We start from the raw sequence: 17,797 nt of genomic DNA, 5'->3' as shown, positions 1-17,797 counted from the left end.
GTGAGGTCTGAGGTTCAGGCTGCCTTTTCGATCCGCGTCAGGCCGCCCATGTAGGGCAGCAACACGTCCGGCACGGTGATCGAGCCATCTTCGTTCAGATAGTTTTCCATCACCGCGATCAGGCAGCGGCCGACCGCCGTGCCCGAACCGTTCAGCGTGTGCACGAAGGTCGTGCCCTTCTCTTCCTTGTTGCGATAGCGGGCATTCATGCGACGGCCCTGGAAATCGCCGCAGACCGAGCAGGACGAGATTTCGCGATAGGTGTTCTGACCCGGCAGCCAGACCTCGAGGTCGTAAGTCTTGCGCGAGCCGAAGCCCATGTCGCCGGTGCAGAGCGTCATGGTGCGGAAATGCAGGCCGAGACGCTTCAGCACTTCTTCGGCGCAGGCCGTCATCCGCTCATGCTCGGCAATCGAGCTTTCGGCATCGGTGATCGAGACGAGTTCGCATTTCCAGAACTGGTGCTGGCGCAGCATGCCGCGCGTGTCGCGACCGGCAGAACCGGCTTCCGAACGGAAGGACGGGGTCAAGGCCGTGAAGCGCAACGGCAGCTTTTCCTGGTCGAGAATTTCGCCCGCGACGAGATTGGTCAGCGTCACCTCGGCTGTCGGGATCAACCAGCGCCCGTCCGTGGTCTTGAACAGGTCCTCGGCAAACTTCGGCAGCTGCCCGGTGCCATACATGGCATCATCGCGCACCATCAGCGGCGACGACACTTCCGTATAGCCATGCTCCGAGCTGTGCAGGTCGATCATGAACTGGCCGATGGCGCGTTCCAGCCGGGCGAGCGGACCGGTCAGCACGGTAAAGCGGGCGCCCGACAGTTTCGCGGCACGCTCGAAGTCCATGTAGCCCAGACCTTCGCCGATCTCGTAGTGTTCGAGCGGCTTGTGGTTCCAGGTCGGCTTTTCACCAACCACACGAGCAACGACGTTGTCGTGCTCGTCCTTGCCAACCGGCACGTCGTCATGCGGGATGTTGGGGATGCGCGACAGGGCATCATTCAGTTCGGCGGTGAGCTGCCGCTCTTCCTCTTCGGCGGCCGGCAGCGTGTCCTTGAGCGAGGCAACTTCCGCCTTCAGCTTCTCGGCCAGTTCCATATTCTTCTGCGCCATGGCGGCGCCGATCTCCTTGGAGGCCGAATTGCGGCGAGACTGCATGTCCTGCATCGCCTGGGCGACGGCCCGGCGCTTCTGGTCAAGCGCAATCAGGGAGGCCGAAAGCGGGTCCGCGCCACGCTTGGCGAGCGCTGCGTCCAGGGCCTCGGGATTGTCACGGATCCACTTGATATCGAGCATCGTCGTTCCAGGTCTTGTGTTTCGACCGGGATCGGATCTGGCCGGCGGCCACGTCCGGCCCCATGTCGGCATGGGTTGAAGCAGCGCTCGCGGTGGCCGTTCTGGCCGCCTAGTCCGTCGTTGTCGGCAGTGCCTCAGCCATCTCGGCCTTGGCCCGATTGCGCTCGACGAGTCGCGCCGCGTAGATAGCCACCTCGTAGAGAAGGATTGTCGGCAGTGCAAGACCGATCTGGGAGAGCGGATCGGGCGGGGTGAGAACAGCGGCGACGATGAAGGCAACGACAATGAAGTACTTGCGCTTGTCGGCCAGCCACTTGCTTTCGATGATGCCGACACGCACCAGAAGCGTTGTGATCACGGGAAGCTGGAAGACGAGGCCGAAGGAGAAGACCAGCGTCATGATCAGGCTCAGATATTCCGAGACCTTGGGCAGCAGTGAAATCGCCACCTCGCCCTCGCCCGGGCTCTGCTGCATAGCGAGGAAGAACCACATGACCATGGGCGTGAAGAAGAAGTAGACGAGCGAGGCGCCCAGCAGGAAGAGCACCGGCGAGGCAATCAGAAACGGCAGGAAGGCCGCGCGCTCGTTCTTGTAGAGGCCGGGGGCCACGAACTTGTAGATCTGCGAGGCGATCACCGGAAAGGCGATGACCATGGCGCCAAAGGCTGCGACCTTCACCTGGGTGAAAAAGAACTCCTGCGGTGCCGTGTAGATCAGCTCCGCCTTCGTCACGTCGAGACCGGCCCAGACCACCGCCATCTTGTAGGGCACGACCAGCAGGTTGAAGAGCGGCTTGGCAAAATAGAAACAGACGAGGAAGGCGACGAAAAACGCGCCGAGCGCCCAGATCAGCCGGGTGCGCAGCTCGATCAGATGTTCGATCAGCGGCTGCGGCTTGTCGTCGATATCGCCGCTCATGCGCGATCCTCACTCTTCTTCGGGCGCGGCTTGCGCGTGACCGGTGCCGCAGCCTGCGGCTCGGCGACGGGGGCGGCTGGCGACGCCGTCTTGGCAGACGCGGTTTTGGTGGCCGCCGTCTTGGTGGATGGAGCCTTCACGGTTGTCGCCTTCGGCTGGCGGGCCTTGGCTGCCACGGGCACTGGAAGAACCTCGGGGGCCGCAACCACAGCCTTGGACGCGCCGGCCCTCGGCTGCGTCGCTTTCACGGGGGCCGAGACCGGTGCTGCTTCGGTCACGGCCGCCTTCTTCGCTGGCGCCTTGCGGGGCTTGCTCGCAGAGGCGGGCACCGGTGTTACGGACGCGGGCTCCCTTTGCGCTGCCGCTGTCGCTGGCGGAGCAACGGGCGCGAGATCCGGCGGAACCGTGGCTGCTCCTGTCGGCAGATCGGGAAGGATCGAGTTTTCCGTGGGTGCCACACCGGCGGCAGCTGCCGCCATCGACGAGGAGGCGGGCGTCGGATTGTCCATCCGCGTCGCCTTCTGCAGATCGGACTTGATGTCCTGCCCCATCTGGCGAAGCGGGTTCAGCGTTTCGCGGATTGAATTGGTCGGGTTCATCGAGCGCAGGTCGTTGACCGAGTTCTTCAGGTCATCGAGCTCCGCCTCGCGCAGCGCCTCGTCGAACTGCGCTCGAAACTCTCCGGCCGTCTGGCGCAGGCGCTTCGTCATCTTGCCGAAGGCGCGGATCATGGGCGGAAGGTCCTTGGGACCGACCACCACGATCAGGATCACGGCGATCACCAATAGCTCGGTCCAGCCAATATCCAGCATTCCAACGGGCTCCTGATGCCGCGCCGTATCGTCCCCGAGGACGCCTGCGGCCTATCCCATACCAATGAGGGCGGCCCGGAGGGCCACCCTTTCGTCGTTCAACGAATATCGTTTACTTGGTTTCGTCGAGCTTGTGGTCGACGGTCTTGGCCGAAGTCGAGGTCGAGGCAACATCATTGTCATCCTCGTCGCTCATGCCCTTCTTGAAGCTCTTGATGCCCTTGGCGACGTCACCCATCAGTTCGGGGATCTTGCCACGACCGAAGAGAAGCAGGACGATCGCCAGGACGATGATCCAGTGCCAAATGCTAAACGAACCCATGCCTGCCACTCCTTAGATTTTCGTTTCCCCGATGTAGGGGGTTTCCGTTGTCTTTTCAAACACCAAAATATCCTTGGGCTCAACCGCAATCGTTACATCACGGGCGCCCGGCGACAAGATGTCCGCCTTGATCCGTGCACGGACAGGTGTCTCCGTGCCGGGAACGGCAAGATCGAGAAGTTCTACCACGCCGAGGAAGCGCCGCGCGACGATGCGGGCGGGGATCGGACCGCCGGTCTCGCGGACGGACAGGCCCGACAGACGTACGGCCACGGAGACCTCGCAGCCATCGCGCATCCCGGCCGCTTCCGCCCTTCCGAGCGGGGTTTCGACCGCGCCGCCGGACACCCGACCGGCGAACTCGTTGATCTCGGAGAAGAAGGCGGCGGCGAAGATATCGCGCGGCCGGCGATAGAGATCGTCCGAACTGCCGACCTGAACGAGGCGCCCGTCCTTCAGAAGCGCAATGCGGTCCGCCATGCGCATGGCCTCTTCCGCATCATGGGTGACAACCACAGCGGTCGCGCGGGTCTCACGCAAAATTGCAAGCGTGTCAGCCCTGACCGTATCCTTCAGCCGCGAATCAAGGCCGGAGAACGGCTCGTCCATCAGGAGTACGCTCGGCCGGGGAGCCAGTGCCCGGGCAAGCGCCACGCGCTGCTGCTCGCCGCCGGACAGCGCGTGCGGATACTTGTCAGCATAATGCGACAGCCCTACCCGCTCCAGCGCAACTCCAGCCTCGGCGATCGCTTCCTTGGCCGGCAGTGCAGTCAGGCCAAAGCGGACATTGTCGAGCACGCTCATATGGGGAAAGAGGGCGAAATCCTGAAACATCAGACCAATGCCACGCTTCTCCGGCGGCAGGAACCCTGCGGGACCAGCCACTTCCCGGTCGTTGATCACGACACGGCCGCTGGTCTGCGCCTCGATGCCGGCGGCAATGCGCAAGAGGGTCGTCTTTCCCGAGCCGGAGGGGCCGAGCAGGCAGAGCACCTCGCCCGGTTCTGCCGTCAGCGACAGGCCGCGAATTGTTTCCTTGCCGTGATAGCGGTGGCGGATATCCTCGAAGGTGAGACGGGCGGCGAATGTCACGCCCGCCGTCCGCTGACCGTTTCCGTGCCTGGTCTTCGCTGGGTTCATTCCATCGTCCGAGCGGCCGCTTTGCCCTCACCGCGCCGGTCATGCCGGACTTCGAGGGTCCGGAAGGGGCCGGTTACCAGTTAAAAGCTGACCCTATTCCTCTGCTTCACCGCCCGGAGTCAAGAGGCCGAGTTCCTCCAGATCGAGCTGGGTGATCGGGTCCTCCTCCTCTGTCAGGTCATCGGAGCCGAGTGGCATCGGAATATTGAAGTTGGCGGGGATCCGGCCGGAGAGCAGCCCTGCCCCCTTCAACTCTTCCAGGCCCGGTAGATCGCGCAGTTCCTCAAGCCCGAAATGGTCGAGGAAATCCCGGGTCGTGCCGAGCGTCACGGGGCGCCCGGGTGAGCGGCGGCGACCGCGAAAACGCACCCAGCCGGCTTCCATCAACACGTCGAGCGTACCCTTCGATGTCTGGACGCCTCTGATATCCTCGATTTCGGCACGCGTGACCGGCTGGTGATAGGCGATGATCGCCAGCACCTCGAGGGCGGCGCGCGACAGCTTCCTGACCTCTGTCTCGTCCTTGCGAATGGCGAAGGACAGGTCGGCTGCCGTGCGAAAGGCCCAGTGATCATCGACCTGGACGAGGTTCACGCCACGGCCGGCATAGTCATCCTTCAGTTTGTGCAGAATGGCGCGGGCATCGATACCGCGCGGCAGGCGTTCCTCGATGAAACCGGTTGAGACCGGCTGGGCCGAGGCAAAAACCAAAGCTTCGGCGATCCTGAGCGCCTCTCCTTCCAGCCGGGCAAGGACCGCCTCGTCGACGATCGGCTCGTCGTCTTCATTGATCCCGTCATCCATGGGGGCTGCATCAATCTCGCTCATGGCCTTTACTCAACCGCATGGAGCGCTTCGGCCTTCGGGCCGCCGCGCATATAGATCGGCTGGAAGGCGCCCTCCTGACGGATCTCGAGCCGGCCTTCACGAACAAGCTCCAGAGAGGCTGCAAAGGCGCTGGCAATGGCGGTGACCCGGTCTTCGGGCGACGCCAGGAAGCGAATCAGGAACTGGTCGAGTGCGGTCCAGTCGGCGATCTCGCCGATCATTCTGGTCAGGATGCCGCGAGCATCGGCGAGCGACCAGACGCGGCGGCGCTCGATCGTGACCTGGGTGACCGCCTGGCGCTGGCGAAGCGATGCATAGGCCGAGAGCAGGTCGTAAAGGCTTGCCTCGAAGGCGCTGTCGGCGCGGGCCGGCACGTGTTCGGGTGCGCCACGAGCGAAAACGTCGCGGCCGAGCCGGTTGCGGTTTATCAGACGCGAGGCCGCGTCGCGCATGGCCTCCAGACGCTTCAGGCGGAAAGCAAGCGTTGCTGCCATTTCCTCGCCGGAGGGACCATCGTCCTTCGCCTGTTGCGGGATCAGAAGCCGGGATTTCAGATAGGCCAGCCAGGCGGCCATCACCAGATAGTCGGCGGCGAGTTCCAGCCGGATGCGCCGGGCGCTTTCGACGAATTCCAGATATTGCTCCGCCAGCGCCAGAACGGAAATCCGAGCCAGATCGACCTTCTGATTGCGCGCAAGGAACAGCAACAGATCGAGCGGGCCTTCGAAACCGGCGACATCGATCAGAAGCGCGGGGTCACTCGCGGCCCTTTCCTCGGCATTGTCCTGCCAGAGGCTGTCCATCGGCGTCGGCGCCGGCGTCTCGGCATTCGAAGGCCGGTTGATCACCGTTGGATGGACGGGGCCGCGCACCATCAGGCGACCGCCATCAAGCTCTGGAACTCGTCGCGCAGCGCCTGCTCGTCGGCATGGTCGGGTGCGGCAAAAGCGGCTTCCACGGCGTCGGCACGGCTCCGGGCCTTGCCCGACAGTTCCGAAACGGCAGCCGCCACCGCCTGCATCTCGTCCATATGGCCGTGGCAATGCAGGACAATGTCGAGCGCCGCTGCTATGCGGACGGCCCGCTCGCCGATCGTGCCCTGCAATGCGTTCATTGAAATATCGTCCGACATCAGGAGCCCTTCGAAGCCGATGGCCTTGCGGATGATTTCCTCAGTCACGATGCGTGACGTCGAGGCCGGATGATCCGGGTCGATATCCGTATACACGACATGGCAGCTCATGCCCATGAGTTCATTGGCAAGCGCCTTGAACGGAACGAAGTCATGCGTCTCCAGTTCGGCGCGCGGCACCGGGACAACGGGCAGCTCGTGATGGCTGTCAGCCATGCCGCGACCATGGCCTGGAATATGCTTCATGACGGGCAGTACACCGCCTGCCTTCAAGCCATCGGCTGCCGCCTGCCCCATCCGGGCTACAACATGCGGATCGTTGGAATAGGCGCGATTGCCGATCACATTGCTGGCGCCTGCAATCGGCACGTCAAGCACCGGCAGACAGTCGACATTGATGCCGAGGCGATAGAGATCGAAGGCATGCAGGCGCGACATCAGCCAGGCAGCGCGAAGGCCCTTCTCGGCATCGACGTCATAGAGCGCACCAAGTTCGGCGCCCGAGGGATAACGTGGTGCGATCGGCTCGCGAATGCGCTGGACGCGTCCGCCTTCCTGATCGATCAGCACCGGCACCTGCGCACTTCCTCCAACCGTGTCGCGCATTTCCGCAACCAGATCCTTCACCTGTTCGGCCTCGCCGATATTGCGGCCGAAGAGGATGAACCCCCAAGGCCGCTCGTCGCGATAGAAGGCCTTCTCGTCCGCCGTCAGGCGCTGGCCGAGGCAACCGAGGATCATGGCTTTGGATGGGGAACGGGTCTGGGTCATGGGCGAATCATACCGGGGGTGAGAGGAAAGCCGAAGGTGTCGGCGGATGACGGAGGGGGGTCATGCACAAGAAAAAAGGCGGAACACCGGGTTCCGCCTCGTTTTTCTTCAAAGAATGGGTTTCCGCTTACTTGGAGACCAAGCAAGTGCCGCCAGCCGAGCGATACTGTTCGCAGAGCGCAACGGCGGCATCCTTGGTGCCGGCGACGATCCGAACACGGTAATAGATGCCCTTGCCGGGGATGTCGGCCTGACGGATTTCGTAGGGTTTGCCGCCCAGCAGGCCACCGAACTTGGATGACAGGCTGCGATAGCTGCGCTGCGCTTCGGCTTCCGACGGCAGCGATGCGATCTGGATGCCGTAGCTTCCAGCCGGTGCTGCAGCGGGTGCTGCGGCCGGGCTTGCGGCTGCCGTTTGCGTCGGGGCGGCTACCTCAGCCGAAGCAGGCTTGGCCGGACGCAGATTGCCCTGATCGGTCACGGTGCCGACCACATTGACCGGCTGTTCAGCGGGCCGTGTCTTCGGGATCGGCGCAAAGACAGCTGCCGGTGCCGAATTGTCTTCGACCGCTGATGCGGCTGCGATCTCTGCCACCGATTGCGGCGCGGGCTCGGTCGCACCGGGTGCCGGTGTCGTGGTGGCCGCAGCCGTTGGTGCCGGAGGTGTAGCCGGTGCCGAAGCCGCTGGGGTCGCCGCAGCCGTCTCGATCGGCGCGTTCGGGTTGACGACGCGGGTCTCGACCGTCTTCACCGCATCACCAGTTGCCGACGGCACGCTGGGTGCTGCGAGCACAGCCGGGCTTGCTGCCGGGGCCGTCGCGGCAGTGGTCGCGGCTGGCGCCGGCTCGGCCGGTCCGTCCTGCGCCACGAGGGTGCCATCAGGACGAACGATCATGGTGCGCACCTTGCGCGGCGTGATCGTTGCCGGGTCTTCTTCCGCTGCCGCGGTTTCCTGTGGCTGGTTGTCCGGCAGGAGGCGCGGATCTTCGGTTTCGCCGACCGGCGTTGCCGCAGCGTCATTTTCACCTTCGAGGGGCATGGTCTCCGGAATGAGCGTCCGCTGCACCACGTCGACCGGCTCCTCTTCCGAGGAAATCAGGCTCGGCTGCTTCGGATCATCGACACCGTTGCCGGCAACGCGATCATAAACCGCCTTGTCCTGGTTGGGGACCGACTTGCCGCCCGGATCTTCGGGCACAATCTTCACCGGCGTCTTGTCCGCTGCGATGATCTGCGGCTCGCCACCGGTCAGGCTGCCGACTGTGCCATTGCCGAGCCAGGCATAGAGGCCACCGGCACCTGCGAGAAGCAGGAGGACGGCCGTGCCGGTCATCAGATAGGGCTTGATGCGGCGGAAGCGGAAACCCTGGGCCTCGCCGGCAATCTTGATGTGGCCACGGCTTTCCGGATCGGCGGTACGGGCCGAGGTCAGCGAGCTGCGCAGATCCTCTTCCAGCGCCTTCTCGAAAGCATCGAAATCATCGAGCGGCGCAGCGGGTGCACGAGCGACCACCGGTTCGGCAGCGACGCGGCTGGCGCCGAGGGTCCGCACTTGCGGCTGCGGCGGTTGCGCCGGTTCCTCGAAGAGCGTTGCAAGTTCCGCATCGATGTCGATGTCATAATCGGATTGAACGGGTGCTGCCGGGCGGCTTTCGGTGACCGGCACCTCGGGCACGTCGAGCGCACTGACACTTTCGAGATGGTCTTCCTGCTCCGAGATCTCAGACGGATCGAAGCCGAAACCGTCATCGACGGAATAGGCCGGCGGCACATAGGCCTCTGCCTGCGGCGCAATGGCCTGGGGCCGCGGCGCGATCGGCTGCGAACGTACAGGCGCTGCCGGCTGGCTCGCGACAGGGGCATAGCTGCGCGGTTCAGCCGCGAAGCGGACATTCGGCTCGATACGAGGCTCAACTGCGACCGGAGCGACAGGCTCGGACCGCACCGGCTGGGACAGCCATGCGTCGACAGCCGGAGTAGAAACAGCCGCCACATTGATCGCCGGATAGGGCGATGCAGACGGCGCCACGGCGGAAGCGTTGGGAGCTTCGACTGCTACTGCCGGTACCATCGGCGCTGCCGGCTCGACGTCCGACAGGTCGAGGGCAAGATCTAGCTCGTCGAGCTTCAAATCAAAATCATGATCGGCGAAGGGATCGAAGTCCTCATCCTTGGCCTGTACCGTGGGCGCCTTTGCTGCAACCACCGGTGCGGCGGGCGCCGTCACGGGCTCCGGCGTGACATCCAATTCGTCATCCAACGAGAAGTCGGCAGAAAAATCGAAGGCAAAATCCGGCTCTGCGCGGGCAGAAACCTCAGGCGCCGGCTCGGCCTTTGGCTCCAGACGCGAATGCGGCGCGACGCGCTCGGCCTCTGCCGGGAAATCGTCCAGCTCCGGCACGACGATCGGCGGTGCATTGACCTGCGGCTGCCCAAAGGAGAAGGCGCCCGTCGCCCATTCAAAGACTGGCTCCTGGGTGGCTGCCGGAGAATAAGCCGGCTCCACAGCAAGGGGAGCAGACGCAGCGCCGCCGGCAACCGACACGGATTGCGCGGGCGCCGGCATGATCGGTTCGGCCGCTTCGGCGCGGGGCGCGAGTTCCGGTTCGGCACGGCGAGCTGGCTGGACCTGAGCGGAGAAATTGGCGAGCGGAAGCCGCAGGCGCGGCGGCTCGGGCTGAACCACCGGCGCCGGACGGATATCGGCATCGGCCACGGCCAGTTCGAGTTCATCAGCAAGATCGTAGGAAATACGGGCCTCATAGGAAGGCACCGGCTCCGGCGCAGATATCACCGGCTCCTCATACTGCTCGACCTCGAATGCCGAGATCTGCGGGACATAGGTCTCCGCTTCCGGCTCGTCAGCAGGTGTCGCCGCCGGCGCATAGGACGGCATCTCCAGGTGATAGGCAGTCGCCGCCGGCTCGAAACTCGGCTCCTCGCGGAAAGCGGCCGGCGCCGGGGCATCGTTCATCGGCGCCCGCACCACAACCGGCTCGGGCGCGCGCATGTCCGGCGCCGCATGCACGGGCTGCTCATAGCCTTCGAATTCGCGCATCAGCTCGTCTTCGAGATTGAACTCTGCGGACGACATGTCAGGTGCTGGCGGCAGCGACATGACAGGTTCGCGTTTCAGCGGCTGGTCGAACCCGACAATGCGGGCGAGCTCCGCCAACGGATCGTCATCCGCGAAGCCATCGCCCTGCGACCTGATGCTGTTTGCAGCGTGCTGCTGTGCCATACCCTGTTTTCCACTCACTTACGCGACCATACGCCTGCCAGCGCAATGTGGGGAAACGGTGACACGCCTATCGCATTTCATCCGGTGCTTCGGTGCCAGTAATGGCCAGTCCCGACTTCAACACGGAGGCGACAGCATGCACCAGCCCAAGCCTGGCGATGGTTAATTCTCTATGTTTATCGTTAACAAAGCGTAATTCGGGCGAATCCTTGCCCTTGTTCCAGTGCGCATGCAGCGAGCTTGCCAGATCATGCAGGTAAAATGCAAGTCGATGCGGCTCCTGCGACTGGGCAGACGCTTCGATCATTCTGGGATATTCGGCGAGCTTTGCCACCAGCTGCAGCTCCGTCGGGTCCTGAATATGACCCATAACGGCACTGGCGAGATCGATATTGGTTAGATCGAGATCCGGATATACTTCATGCGCCTGACGCAGGATCGACATGCAGCGCGCATGGGCATACTGCACGTAGAAGACCGGATTGTCCTTGGACTGCTCCGTTACCTTGGCGAAATCGAAGTCAAGCGGCTCTGAGCTCTTGCGATAGAGCATCATGAAGCGGACCGAATCACGACCCACTTCTTCCACCACTTCGCGCAGCGTGACGAAATCGCCCGAACGCTTCGACATCTTCACAGGCTCGCCGTCGCGGTAGAGCTTGACAAGCTGGCAGAGCAGCACGGTCAGTTTCGACTTGCCTTCCGACACGGCGCGGTTAACCGCTTCGAGGCGCTTCACATAGCCACCATGGTCGGCGCCGAGCACATAGATCATCTCGGTATAGCCGCGATCGAACTTGTCCTTAAAATAGGCGACGTCGGCGGCGAAATAGGTATAGGAGCCGTCCGACTTCATCAGCGGCCGGTCGATATCGTCACCGACCTCAGTGGAGCGGAACAGCGTCTGCTCGCGATCCTCCCAGTCTTCCGGCAACTGCCCCTTTGGCGGCGGTAGCGTACCGCGATAAACGTGGCCCTTGAAGGTCAGGTCGTTGATCGCCGTGCGGATCTTCGCGGCATTGTTCGCATGCAGCGTGCGCTCGGAGAAGAAGATGTCGTGATGGACGCCAAGGGTCGCCAGATCGTCGCGGATCATCGCCATCATTGCGGCGATTGCCTTTTCCTTGACGGTGGCCAGCATCTCGTCTTCGGGCATGGTCAGAAGCTTCGTGCCGTAGTCGGCCGCGAGGTCCTTCCCAACAGGCACCAGATAATCTCCGGGATAGAGCCCGGCGGGAATCTCGCCGATATCCTCGCCCAGCGCTTCCCGGTAGCGCAGGAAGGCAGAGCGGGCGAGCACGTCGATCTGGGCGCCGGCGTCGTTGATGTAATATTCCTTGCTCACTTCGTATCCGGCAAAACCTAGAAGGTTCGCCAGTGCATCACCGACCACGGCGCCGCGGCAATGGCCGACATGCATCGGGCCGGTCGGATTGGCCGAGACGTATTCGACATTGACCTTGTGGCCGGCACCAACAGACGAGCGACCGAAATCGGTCCCCTGCCTGATCATGGTGGCGAGCAGCTGCTGCCAATAGGCAACCGAGAGGCGGATGTTGATGAAGCCAGGACCGGCGACGCCGACTTCGGCCACGTCCTTGTCCTGCTTCAGCTTCTCGCCGATGATTTCGGCAAGCGCGCGCGGGTTCATGCCCATGCCCTTGGCCAGCACCATGGCGGCATTTGTCGCGGCATCGCCATGGCTCGGATCGCGCGGCGGTTCGACCACGATGCGGCTGAAATCGAGGCTGTCGCGCTTTTCGCGCACGGCCTCGATCTCTTCCAGAGCGGCTTTGATCCGGGTTTCGAAATCGGCGAAGAGGTTCATGGCATATCCCTGCACACGGGCGTGTTTCAGCCTGCGCTCGTTCAGAATTTGTCGGCTGACTAGCGCAATTCGGGAGTCCGGTCAAACAGCTCCCGGTGGGTGCGCACCGCATAGGTGTCGGTCATGCCGGCCAGATAGTCGGCAACATGGCGAGCCTTTTGGCCGTCATTCAGGCCGGAGATATGGTTGACCCAGAAGTGGCTCTTCATCAGCGTCGGGTCGTTCATATAGGCCTTGAACAGATCGGTCAGGATCTCGGCGGCGGCAGCCCGGATGCGCATGATATCAGGGTGGCGATAGATGCGGCTGAACAGCAGCTTCTTGATCGCCTTGTCCGTCTGCGCCATCTCGTCGGAAAAGGTGGCAATCGTCATCGATGCAGCCCGGACATCTTCCACGCTCTGCGGCTCGACGATCTTCAGCCGATCCTGTGCCACGCCAATCACATCTTCAACCATGCGGGTGATCTGCCGGCGCATAATCTCGTGGGTGAAGCGATCCGCATCGAGATGCGGATACCGATCACGCACCTCCTTCATCAGGCCGGCGAGGAACGGCACGTCTTCCAGCATGTCAAAATCGAGATAGCCGGATCGCAGCCCGTCATCGATGTCGTGCGTGTTATAGGCGATATCATCGGCAATGGCCGCGACCTGGGCCTCCAGTCCGGCAAAGCTTGCGAGTTCCAGGTCGTGAATTTCGCAATAATCGAGGATGGGCTGCGGGACCGGCCCGCGCGTCCCCTGCCCGTCCTTGGTCAACAGCGGACCATTGTGCTTGACCAGACCTTCGAGCGCCTCCCATGTCAGGTTCAGGCCGTCGAAATCCGCGTAACGCCGTTCCAGCTTGGTGACGATGCGCAGCGACTGGGCATTGTGGTCGAACCCACCGAAGGGGGCGAGCACCTCCTGCAGCGCATCTTCGCCGGTATGACCGAAAGGCGTGTGGCCGAAGTCGTGGACGAGTGCCACGCCTTCCGCCAGATCCTCGTCGAGCTTCAGCGCACGAGCAAGCGCGCGGCCGATCTGTGCGACTTCGATCGTGTGGGTGAGACGGGTACGATAGTGATCGCCATCCGGCCCGATGAAGACCTGGGTCTTGTGCTTGAGCCGCCGAAAGGCGGTCGTATGAACGATGCGGTCACGGTCGCGCTGGAAATCGGACCGGGTCAGGCTTGCGCCTTCGGCAAAGAGGCGGCCGCGGCTCTTCCACGGGCTGGTCGCGTAGATCGCCCTCTCGCCGGTGCCAAAACCCAGTGCTGCTTGATCGATCGTCATGCGCGTGCCGCTTGCTCCCCATTGACGCAACTCTTGTGCCTTCATACCTATAGCGGACAAAGCCGCAAGGCGATGCGGGTCGCGAACGCCTTTCGACCCGCCCGTCTCAGTAAAAATCGCGCATTTGCGCGACACTGCGGTGATTTGCGCCGAACTTTCCCGTTTTCACCGGGCCTTGAACCCGGCAGGAGGCCGAATGAGCACCGAAACCGTCACCCTTTCCGAAGCGGCTGCGAAGCGAATCGCAGCCATCGTCGCCGCCGATACCGACAAGCAGGCGCTGCGCGTCTCCGTCGAAGGCGGCGGCTGTTCCGGCTTTTCCTACAAGTTCGACCTCGACAAGCAGCCGGCGAGCGACGACATCGTCATCACCCGCGATGGCGCGACTGTCCTCATCGACCCGATGTCGCTCATCTACATGGCCGGCTCCGAAATCGATTTCGTCGACAACCTGCTCGGCCAGTCCTTCCAGATCAAAAACCCCAATGCGGTGGCGAGCTGCGGCTGCGGCACTAGCTTCTCCGTGTGAGTGATGATGAAAATAGCCACCTGGAACATCAACGGCGTCAAGGCGCGCATCGAGAACCTGTGCCAGTGGCTGAAGGACAGTGGGCCCGACATCGTCTGCCTGCAGGAAATCAAGTCGGTCGACGAGGGGTTCCCGCGCCTCGAGATCGAAGCGCTCGGCTATCACATTGAGACGCATGGCCAGAAAGGCTTCAACGGGGTTGCCCTGCTCTCCAAGATCAAGCCGGACGAAGTCAACCGCGGCCTTCCCGGCGACGACACGGACGAACAGGCCCGCTTCATCGAGGGTGTGTTCAGCGTCGAAGGCGGTGTCCTACGCGTCTGCTCGCTCTATCTGCCCAACGGCAATCCGTCTGCCGATCCGGTCAAATATCCTTACAAGCTCGCCTGGATGGCACGCCTCGAAGCCTTTGCGCGCGAGCGCATGGCGCTTGAAGAACCGCTGATCCTTGCCGGCGACTACAACGTCATCCCCGAACCGCATGATGCGAAGGATGCAAGCCAGTGGGTGACCGACGCGCTGTTCCTGCCGCAGACGCGATCTGCCTTCCGCCGGCTGGAAAATCTCGGTTTCATCGACGCGGTGCGCGCCACCACCGACGAAACGCCGCTCTTTTCCTTCTGGGACTATCAGGCCGGCGCCTGGCAGAAGAACAATGGCATCCGCATCGATCACCTGATGTTGTCGCCGGAAGCCTCCGACCGGCTGCGCTCGACAGATATCGAGAAGCAGGTCCGGGCCTGGGAGAAGCCGTCGGACCATGTGCCCGTGGTCGGCTATTTCAACTTCTGACGTCTCGGCCGGCCAGGGCTGACCTGGAAATGCAAAAGGACGCCGCGATGGCGTCCTTTTTCTTGTTAGGTTCTGATTGGAACAGTCCATGAGCCGGTTTCTGCCCGGCTGCCGCACTCAATCACCCTGTTCGTAAACCTTCGGCGCCAGTACCACGGCGACGCGGCGGTCTTCTTCGGAAGCAAGGGAGAAGGCCCGTTCCTGCAGGTCCTGCATCCAGGGACAGTCCTTGGGGCTGCACCGCTCCAGCGCCGCGGTTAGGAATGCGAGACCGCGCACGGTCTGACCTTCTTCGAAAAGCACGTTGCCGAAGACCGACATGGCACCGGCATGGCCGCTCTTGCGGGCCAGGTTCAGCCACTTCTTGGCCTGCTGGACGTTGACGCTTCCGCCCTCGCCCGCCAGGATCATGCGGGCCAGCTGGAACTGCGCCTCCGGCACGCCGAAGGTGGAGGCGACCTGGAAGTAGATCTGGCGCGCCTGAGCGAGATCGGCCTTCACCGGCGTTTCCGGAATGCCCTGGCGATAATAGCGGGCAAGCGACAGTAGCGCGTTGACGAAAAAGCCGGTGTCTTCCGATCCCGGTTCGATGCCCTGGTTGGCGATCTCGGCATAGATCTTGAAGGCTTCGAAGTCGTTCTCGACGACGCCGTCACCGGCGGCATACATGTTGGCCAGTGCCCAGCGCGAGCCAGTATGGCCCTTTTCCGCCGCATAGCGATAGGCTTCCACAGCCTCCTGCTTCTGGCCCTTCTTGTAGGCGTTGAAGCCGAACTTGAAGAGATCGAAGGGGCCAGATTCCTTGCTGACGCCGGCATTGATATCGAAGGCACGCGCGGAAGGGCTAAACGACAGCAACATCGCGGTTGCTGTCAGAAGTAGAGCCGAAGACTTCCAGTCCCTGATGCGCATGGGTGCGTCGTTCTTCCAAGACATGACTGACATCAGAGCACCCGCCCCGCCGCCATGGCCAGACCAAATGCGTCCGATGTGAAGATAACATTCAATCCGTGAACGGACGGTTCATGACCGTGCCCATCACCCCGGCGACCAAAGCGCCGTCGTTGCTTTCCGTTTTGCATGCCAGAGAGAGTAGAACCGATTTCCGGCAAGACTGGGACGCTCAATATTTTCCGCGTCCGCTCGTCTTCCAGAACCACCGACCGCTCCCCGAAAGCGACCGAAACCATTTGTATTCGAACCCTATTTTCGCCCCTGAGGCTCATTCTCAACTCGCACACTACCCGAAGGTCACCCGCCTGAAACAGCGCCCCGCCATCTCTGTAGACGAGAGGTGCTCTCCGTTTGTGGCGGGAAGTGGACAAATTGGGCGCAACCAAGCCTACCCTTCAAGGATAGAGTCTCTGTTGCAGAATCATCACATTCCGGAAAGCTGAAACACGGCATGGGGCAGTTAAACGAAAGAAGCCCGGAAAAACCGGGCTTCCATCAGACTTGTGGCGATCGAAGATCAGAAGGAGATCTTGTAGGAGGCGCTGACGGCATAGGCCCAATCGCCGCCAACGGTGGCATTGAAGTCGGCGCCATCGGACGTCGACTGCTCACCCTCGGTCAGGTAGATAGCTGCGGCACCGAGACGGACCACGCCGGGGCCGGCCTTGATCTGTGTACCGGCGCCAATCGTCCAAGTATCAGTCATGATGTCGGCACCAGTGCCGACGCCGCGGTCCCAGGTCACTGTAACAGCGCCAGATACTGTGTCCGTAAAGGTGTGACCAATGCCGCCCATGATCGTCCAGCCATCACGCCAGAAGAAGTTCTTCTCCGAGTCACCAAGGACGTCGATGGTATAGTTCAGGGTCTGCAAGACACTCCAATCAGTCCATTTGACGGAACCGAAGGCGAGCCAACCCGGAGCGATACCGCTCTGGAGGCTGAGCTCAAGAGACTGAGGCAGAGAGCCGCTACCAACAGACGCGAACTCTGTTCCAACGGGGAACGGGCCAATCGCGACCGCAGATGTAAATTCACCAGAGGCGTCATGGTCGATCTGCGACCGATACATCAGCTCTGCACGGAGAGCATATTCCTTGATCTCGTAAGCTGCGCCGAGACGGTAACCCATGGCACTGTCGTCTTCGAGGTGCAGGGTGCCCAGCGTCTTGGTTTCTGTGTAATCAAAGCTCTGGGTGAACACACCACCAAGAATGTACACGTCGCCCGGACCCGCATCGAAATTCACCGCGCAGGTCCCACCGAATTCGTCAGTCGTAAACTTCGAAGATTCTACGGCGTTTGTCGTTCTGGCCGCGGCAATGTCGGCTAGAATATCTGCAAGCTGCGCATCAGCACCGTATTCCGACTTCGCACCGAACGGCTGCGTGTAGGTCAGAGCGCAAGAAAAATTGTCCGAGGCGCGGAACTTGGCGGCGAAACTGGGAACGCTATAGTTCTGAGTGAAATCCGCATCATCGGTCGAGGCGCCACTGATCGTCTCATATCCGCGCTGCGGCATAACGAAAGTGTAGCCGCCACGGGCAGCCACTTCGCCATCCTCATAAAGGATGTCCGTATCCGCTTCCCCGCGCGAAAAGCCACCTGCATGCGCTCCTCCCACAAAGGCACAAGCAGCGATCAGTCCGAGGGCGGTTGTCTTTTTTAGGTTGTTCGCCATGTCTCTCCCCAATTCAGGCAAAACTGTGATTTGCCATAGTAGACATGTCAGCCCGAATGACAATCGGGTGACGAATGTCACACACGGCTTCCGATGCCGAAATTTTTACGTAATATTTTTGACGAGCACGTCAAAATGCCGCAGCTGTGGATGATTTTTGCTCAGCTTGGCTAAGTTTTAGTCAGGAACGGAATTATCTTCCATCCGCGACCCGCCCTGTTGCGGAGCCGCCACATCGGCAGGCTTCGTCTGAGAAACGCTTGATGGCAGCGT

Annotated in this window: 16 protein-coding genes; 3 read left to right on the top strand and 13 right to left on the bottom strand. The window is 62.2% G+C overall.

Annotated features, from left to right (window positions below; all coding sequences use genetic code 11):
- Positions 1-14: 14 nt before the first annotated feature.
- From serS to ASE36_RS18150, 11 genes are all read right to left on the bottom strand, one after another.
- Positions 15-1,298: a serine--tRNA ligase gene (gene serS / locus ASE36_RS18200; protein WP_062283203.1), complete on the bottom strand. Its 1,284-nt coding sequence runs from the start codon at positions 1,296-1,298 to the stop codon at positions 15-17.
- 109 nt (positions 1,299-1,407) lie between these two features.
- Positions 1,408-2,217 carry a twin-arginine translocase subunit TatC gene (tatC, locus tag ASE36_RS18195; RefSeq protein ID WP_062283199.1) on the bottom strand — a complete coding sequence of 270 codons (810 nt, stop codon included), beginning with the start codon at positions 2,215-2,217 and terminating at the stop codon, positions 1,408-1,410.
- Positions 2,214-3,029, bottom strand: a complete 816-nt coding sequence (tatB, locus tag ASE36_RS18190) for a Sec-independent protein translocase protein TatB (protein WP_062283195.1) — start codon at positions 3,027-3,029, stop codon at positions 2,214-2,216. Before tatB ends, tatC begins: the two co-directional genes overlap by 4 nt.
- 112 nt (positions 3,030-3,141) lie before the next feature.
- A complete protein-coding gene (locus ASE36_RS18185; protein ID WP_062283192.1) occupies positions 3,142-3,351 on the bottom strand; it encodes a twin-arginine translocase TatA/TatE family subunit in 210 nt (69 codons plus the stop codon).
- 12 nt (positions 3,352-3,363) lie between these two features.
- Complete coding sequence (locus ASE36_RS18180) at positions 3,364-4,491, bottom strand: ABC transporter ATP-binding protein (protein ID WP_062283189.1); 1,128 nt, start codon at positions 4,489-4,491, stop codon at positions 3,364-3,366.
- A 93-nt stretch (positions 4,492-4,584) separates the two neighbouring features.
- Entirely contained in the window at positions 4,585-5,319 is a 735-nt protein-coding gene (scpB, locus tag ASE36_RS18175) for an SMC-Scp complex subunit ScpB (protein WP_062283185.1), read from the bottom strand.
- A gap of 5 nt (positions 5,320-5,324) precedes the next feature.
- Complete coding sequence (locus tag ASE36_RS18170; RefSeq protein WP_062283182.1) at positions 5,325-6,194, bottom strand: segregation and condensation protein A; 870 nt, start codon at positions 6,192-6,194, stop codon at positions 5,325-5,327.
- Complete coding sequence (gene nagZ, locus ASE36_RS18165) at positions 6,194-7,222, bottom strand: beta-N-acetylhexosaminidase (RefSeq protein WP_062283179.1); 1,029 nt, start codon at positions 7,220-7,222, stop codon at positions 6,194-6,196. Before nagZ ends, ASE36_RS18170 begins: the two co-directional genes overlap by 1 nt.
- A 127-nt stretch (positions 7,223-7,349) precedes the next feature.
- Positions 7,350-10,463: an SPOR domain-containing protein gene (locus ASE36_RS18160; RefSeq protein ID WP_062283176.1), complete on the bottom strand. Its 3,114-nt coding sequence runs from the start codon at positions 10,461-10,463 to the stop codon at positions 7,350-7,352.
- 67 nt (positions 10,464-10,530) lie between these two features.
- On the bottom strand, positions 10,531-12,291 hold the full coding sequence (gene argS / locus ASE36_RS18155) for an arginine--tRNA ligase (RefSeq protein ID WP_062283173.1): 1,761 nt from the start codon (positions 12,289-12,291) through the stop codon (positions 10,531-10,533).
- Between the two features lie 59 nt (positions 12,292-12,350).
- Positions 12,351-13,568 carry a deoxyguanosinetriphosphate triphosphohydrolase gene (locus ASE36_RS18150; RefSeq protein ID WP_062283169.1) on the bottom strand — a complete coding sequence of 406 codons (1,218 nt, stop codon included), beginning with the start codon at positions 13,566-13,568 and terminating at the stop codon, positions 12,351-12,353.
- Positions 13,569-13,764: 196 nt separating this feature from the next.
- Between ASE36_RS18150 and erpA the strand changes: the two genes are divergently transcribed.
- Together erpA and xth are read left to right on the top strand one after the other, a co-directional pair.
- Entirely contained in the window at positions 13,765-14,097 is a 333-nt protein-coding gene (gene erpA, locus ASE36_RS18145) for an iron-sulfur cluster insertion protein ErpA (RefSeq protein ID WP_062283166.1), read from the top strand.
- A 6-nt stretch (positions 14,098-14,103) separates the two neighbouring features.
- Positions 14,104-14,889, top strand: a complete 786-nt coding sequence (gene xth / locus ASE36_RS18140) for an exodeoxyribonuclease III (protein ID WP_062283162.1) — start codon at positions 14,104-14,106, stop codon at positions 14,887-14,889.
- 117 nt (positions 14,890-15,006) lie between these two features.
- On the opposite strand, the gene exoR is transcribed toward xth, so the two are convergent.
- Positions 15,007-15,750 (bottom strand): exopolysaccharide production regulator ExoR, encoded by a 744-nt coding sequence (gene exoR / locus ASE36_RS18135; protein ID WP_062283862.1) that lies wholly within the window; start codon positions 15,748-15,750, stop codon positions 15,007-15,009.
- Positions 15,751-15,914: 164 nt separating this feature from the next.
- On the opposite strand from exoR, the gene ASE36_RS22645 reads away from it, so the two are divergent.
- The gene (locus tag ASE36_RS22645) at positions 15,915-16,286 is read left to right on the top strand and encodes a hypothetical protein (RefSeq protein ID WP_156378711.1); all 372 of its coding nucleotides are present in this window, start codon (positions 15,915-15,917) and stop codon (positions 16,284-16,286) included.
- 74 nt (positions 16,287-16,360) lie between these two features.
- On the opposite strand, the gene ASE36_RS18130 is transcribed toward ASE36_RS22645, so the two are convergent.
- The gene (locus ASE36_RS18130) at positions 16,361-17,524 is read right to left on the bottom strand and encodes an OmpP1/FadL family transporter (RefSeq protein WP_062283158.1); all 1,164 of its coding nucleotides are present in this window, start codon (positions 17,522-17,524) and stop codon (positions 16,361-16,363) included.
- Positions 17,525-17,797 lie beyond the last annotated feature (273 nt).

It is taken from the genome of Rhizobium sp. Root274, from assembly GCF_001429245.1.
Lineage (GTDB): Bacteria > Pseudomonadota > Alphaproteobacteria > Rhizobiales > Rhizobiaceae > Allorhizobium.
Note: the sequence above shows the minus strand (reverse complement) of the source record. Positions and strands in the feature narration are given on the sequence as shown.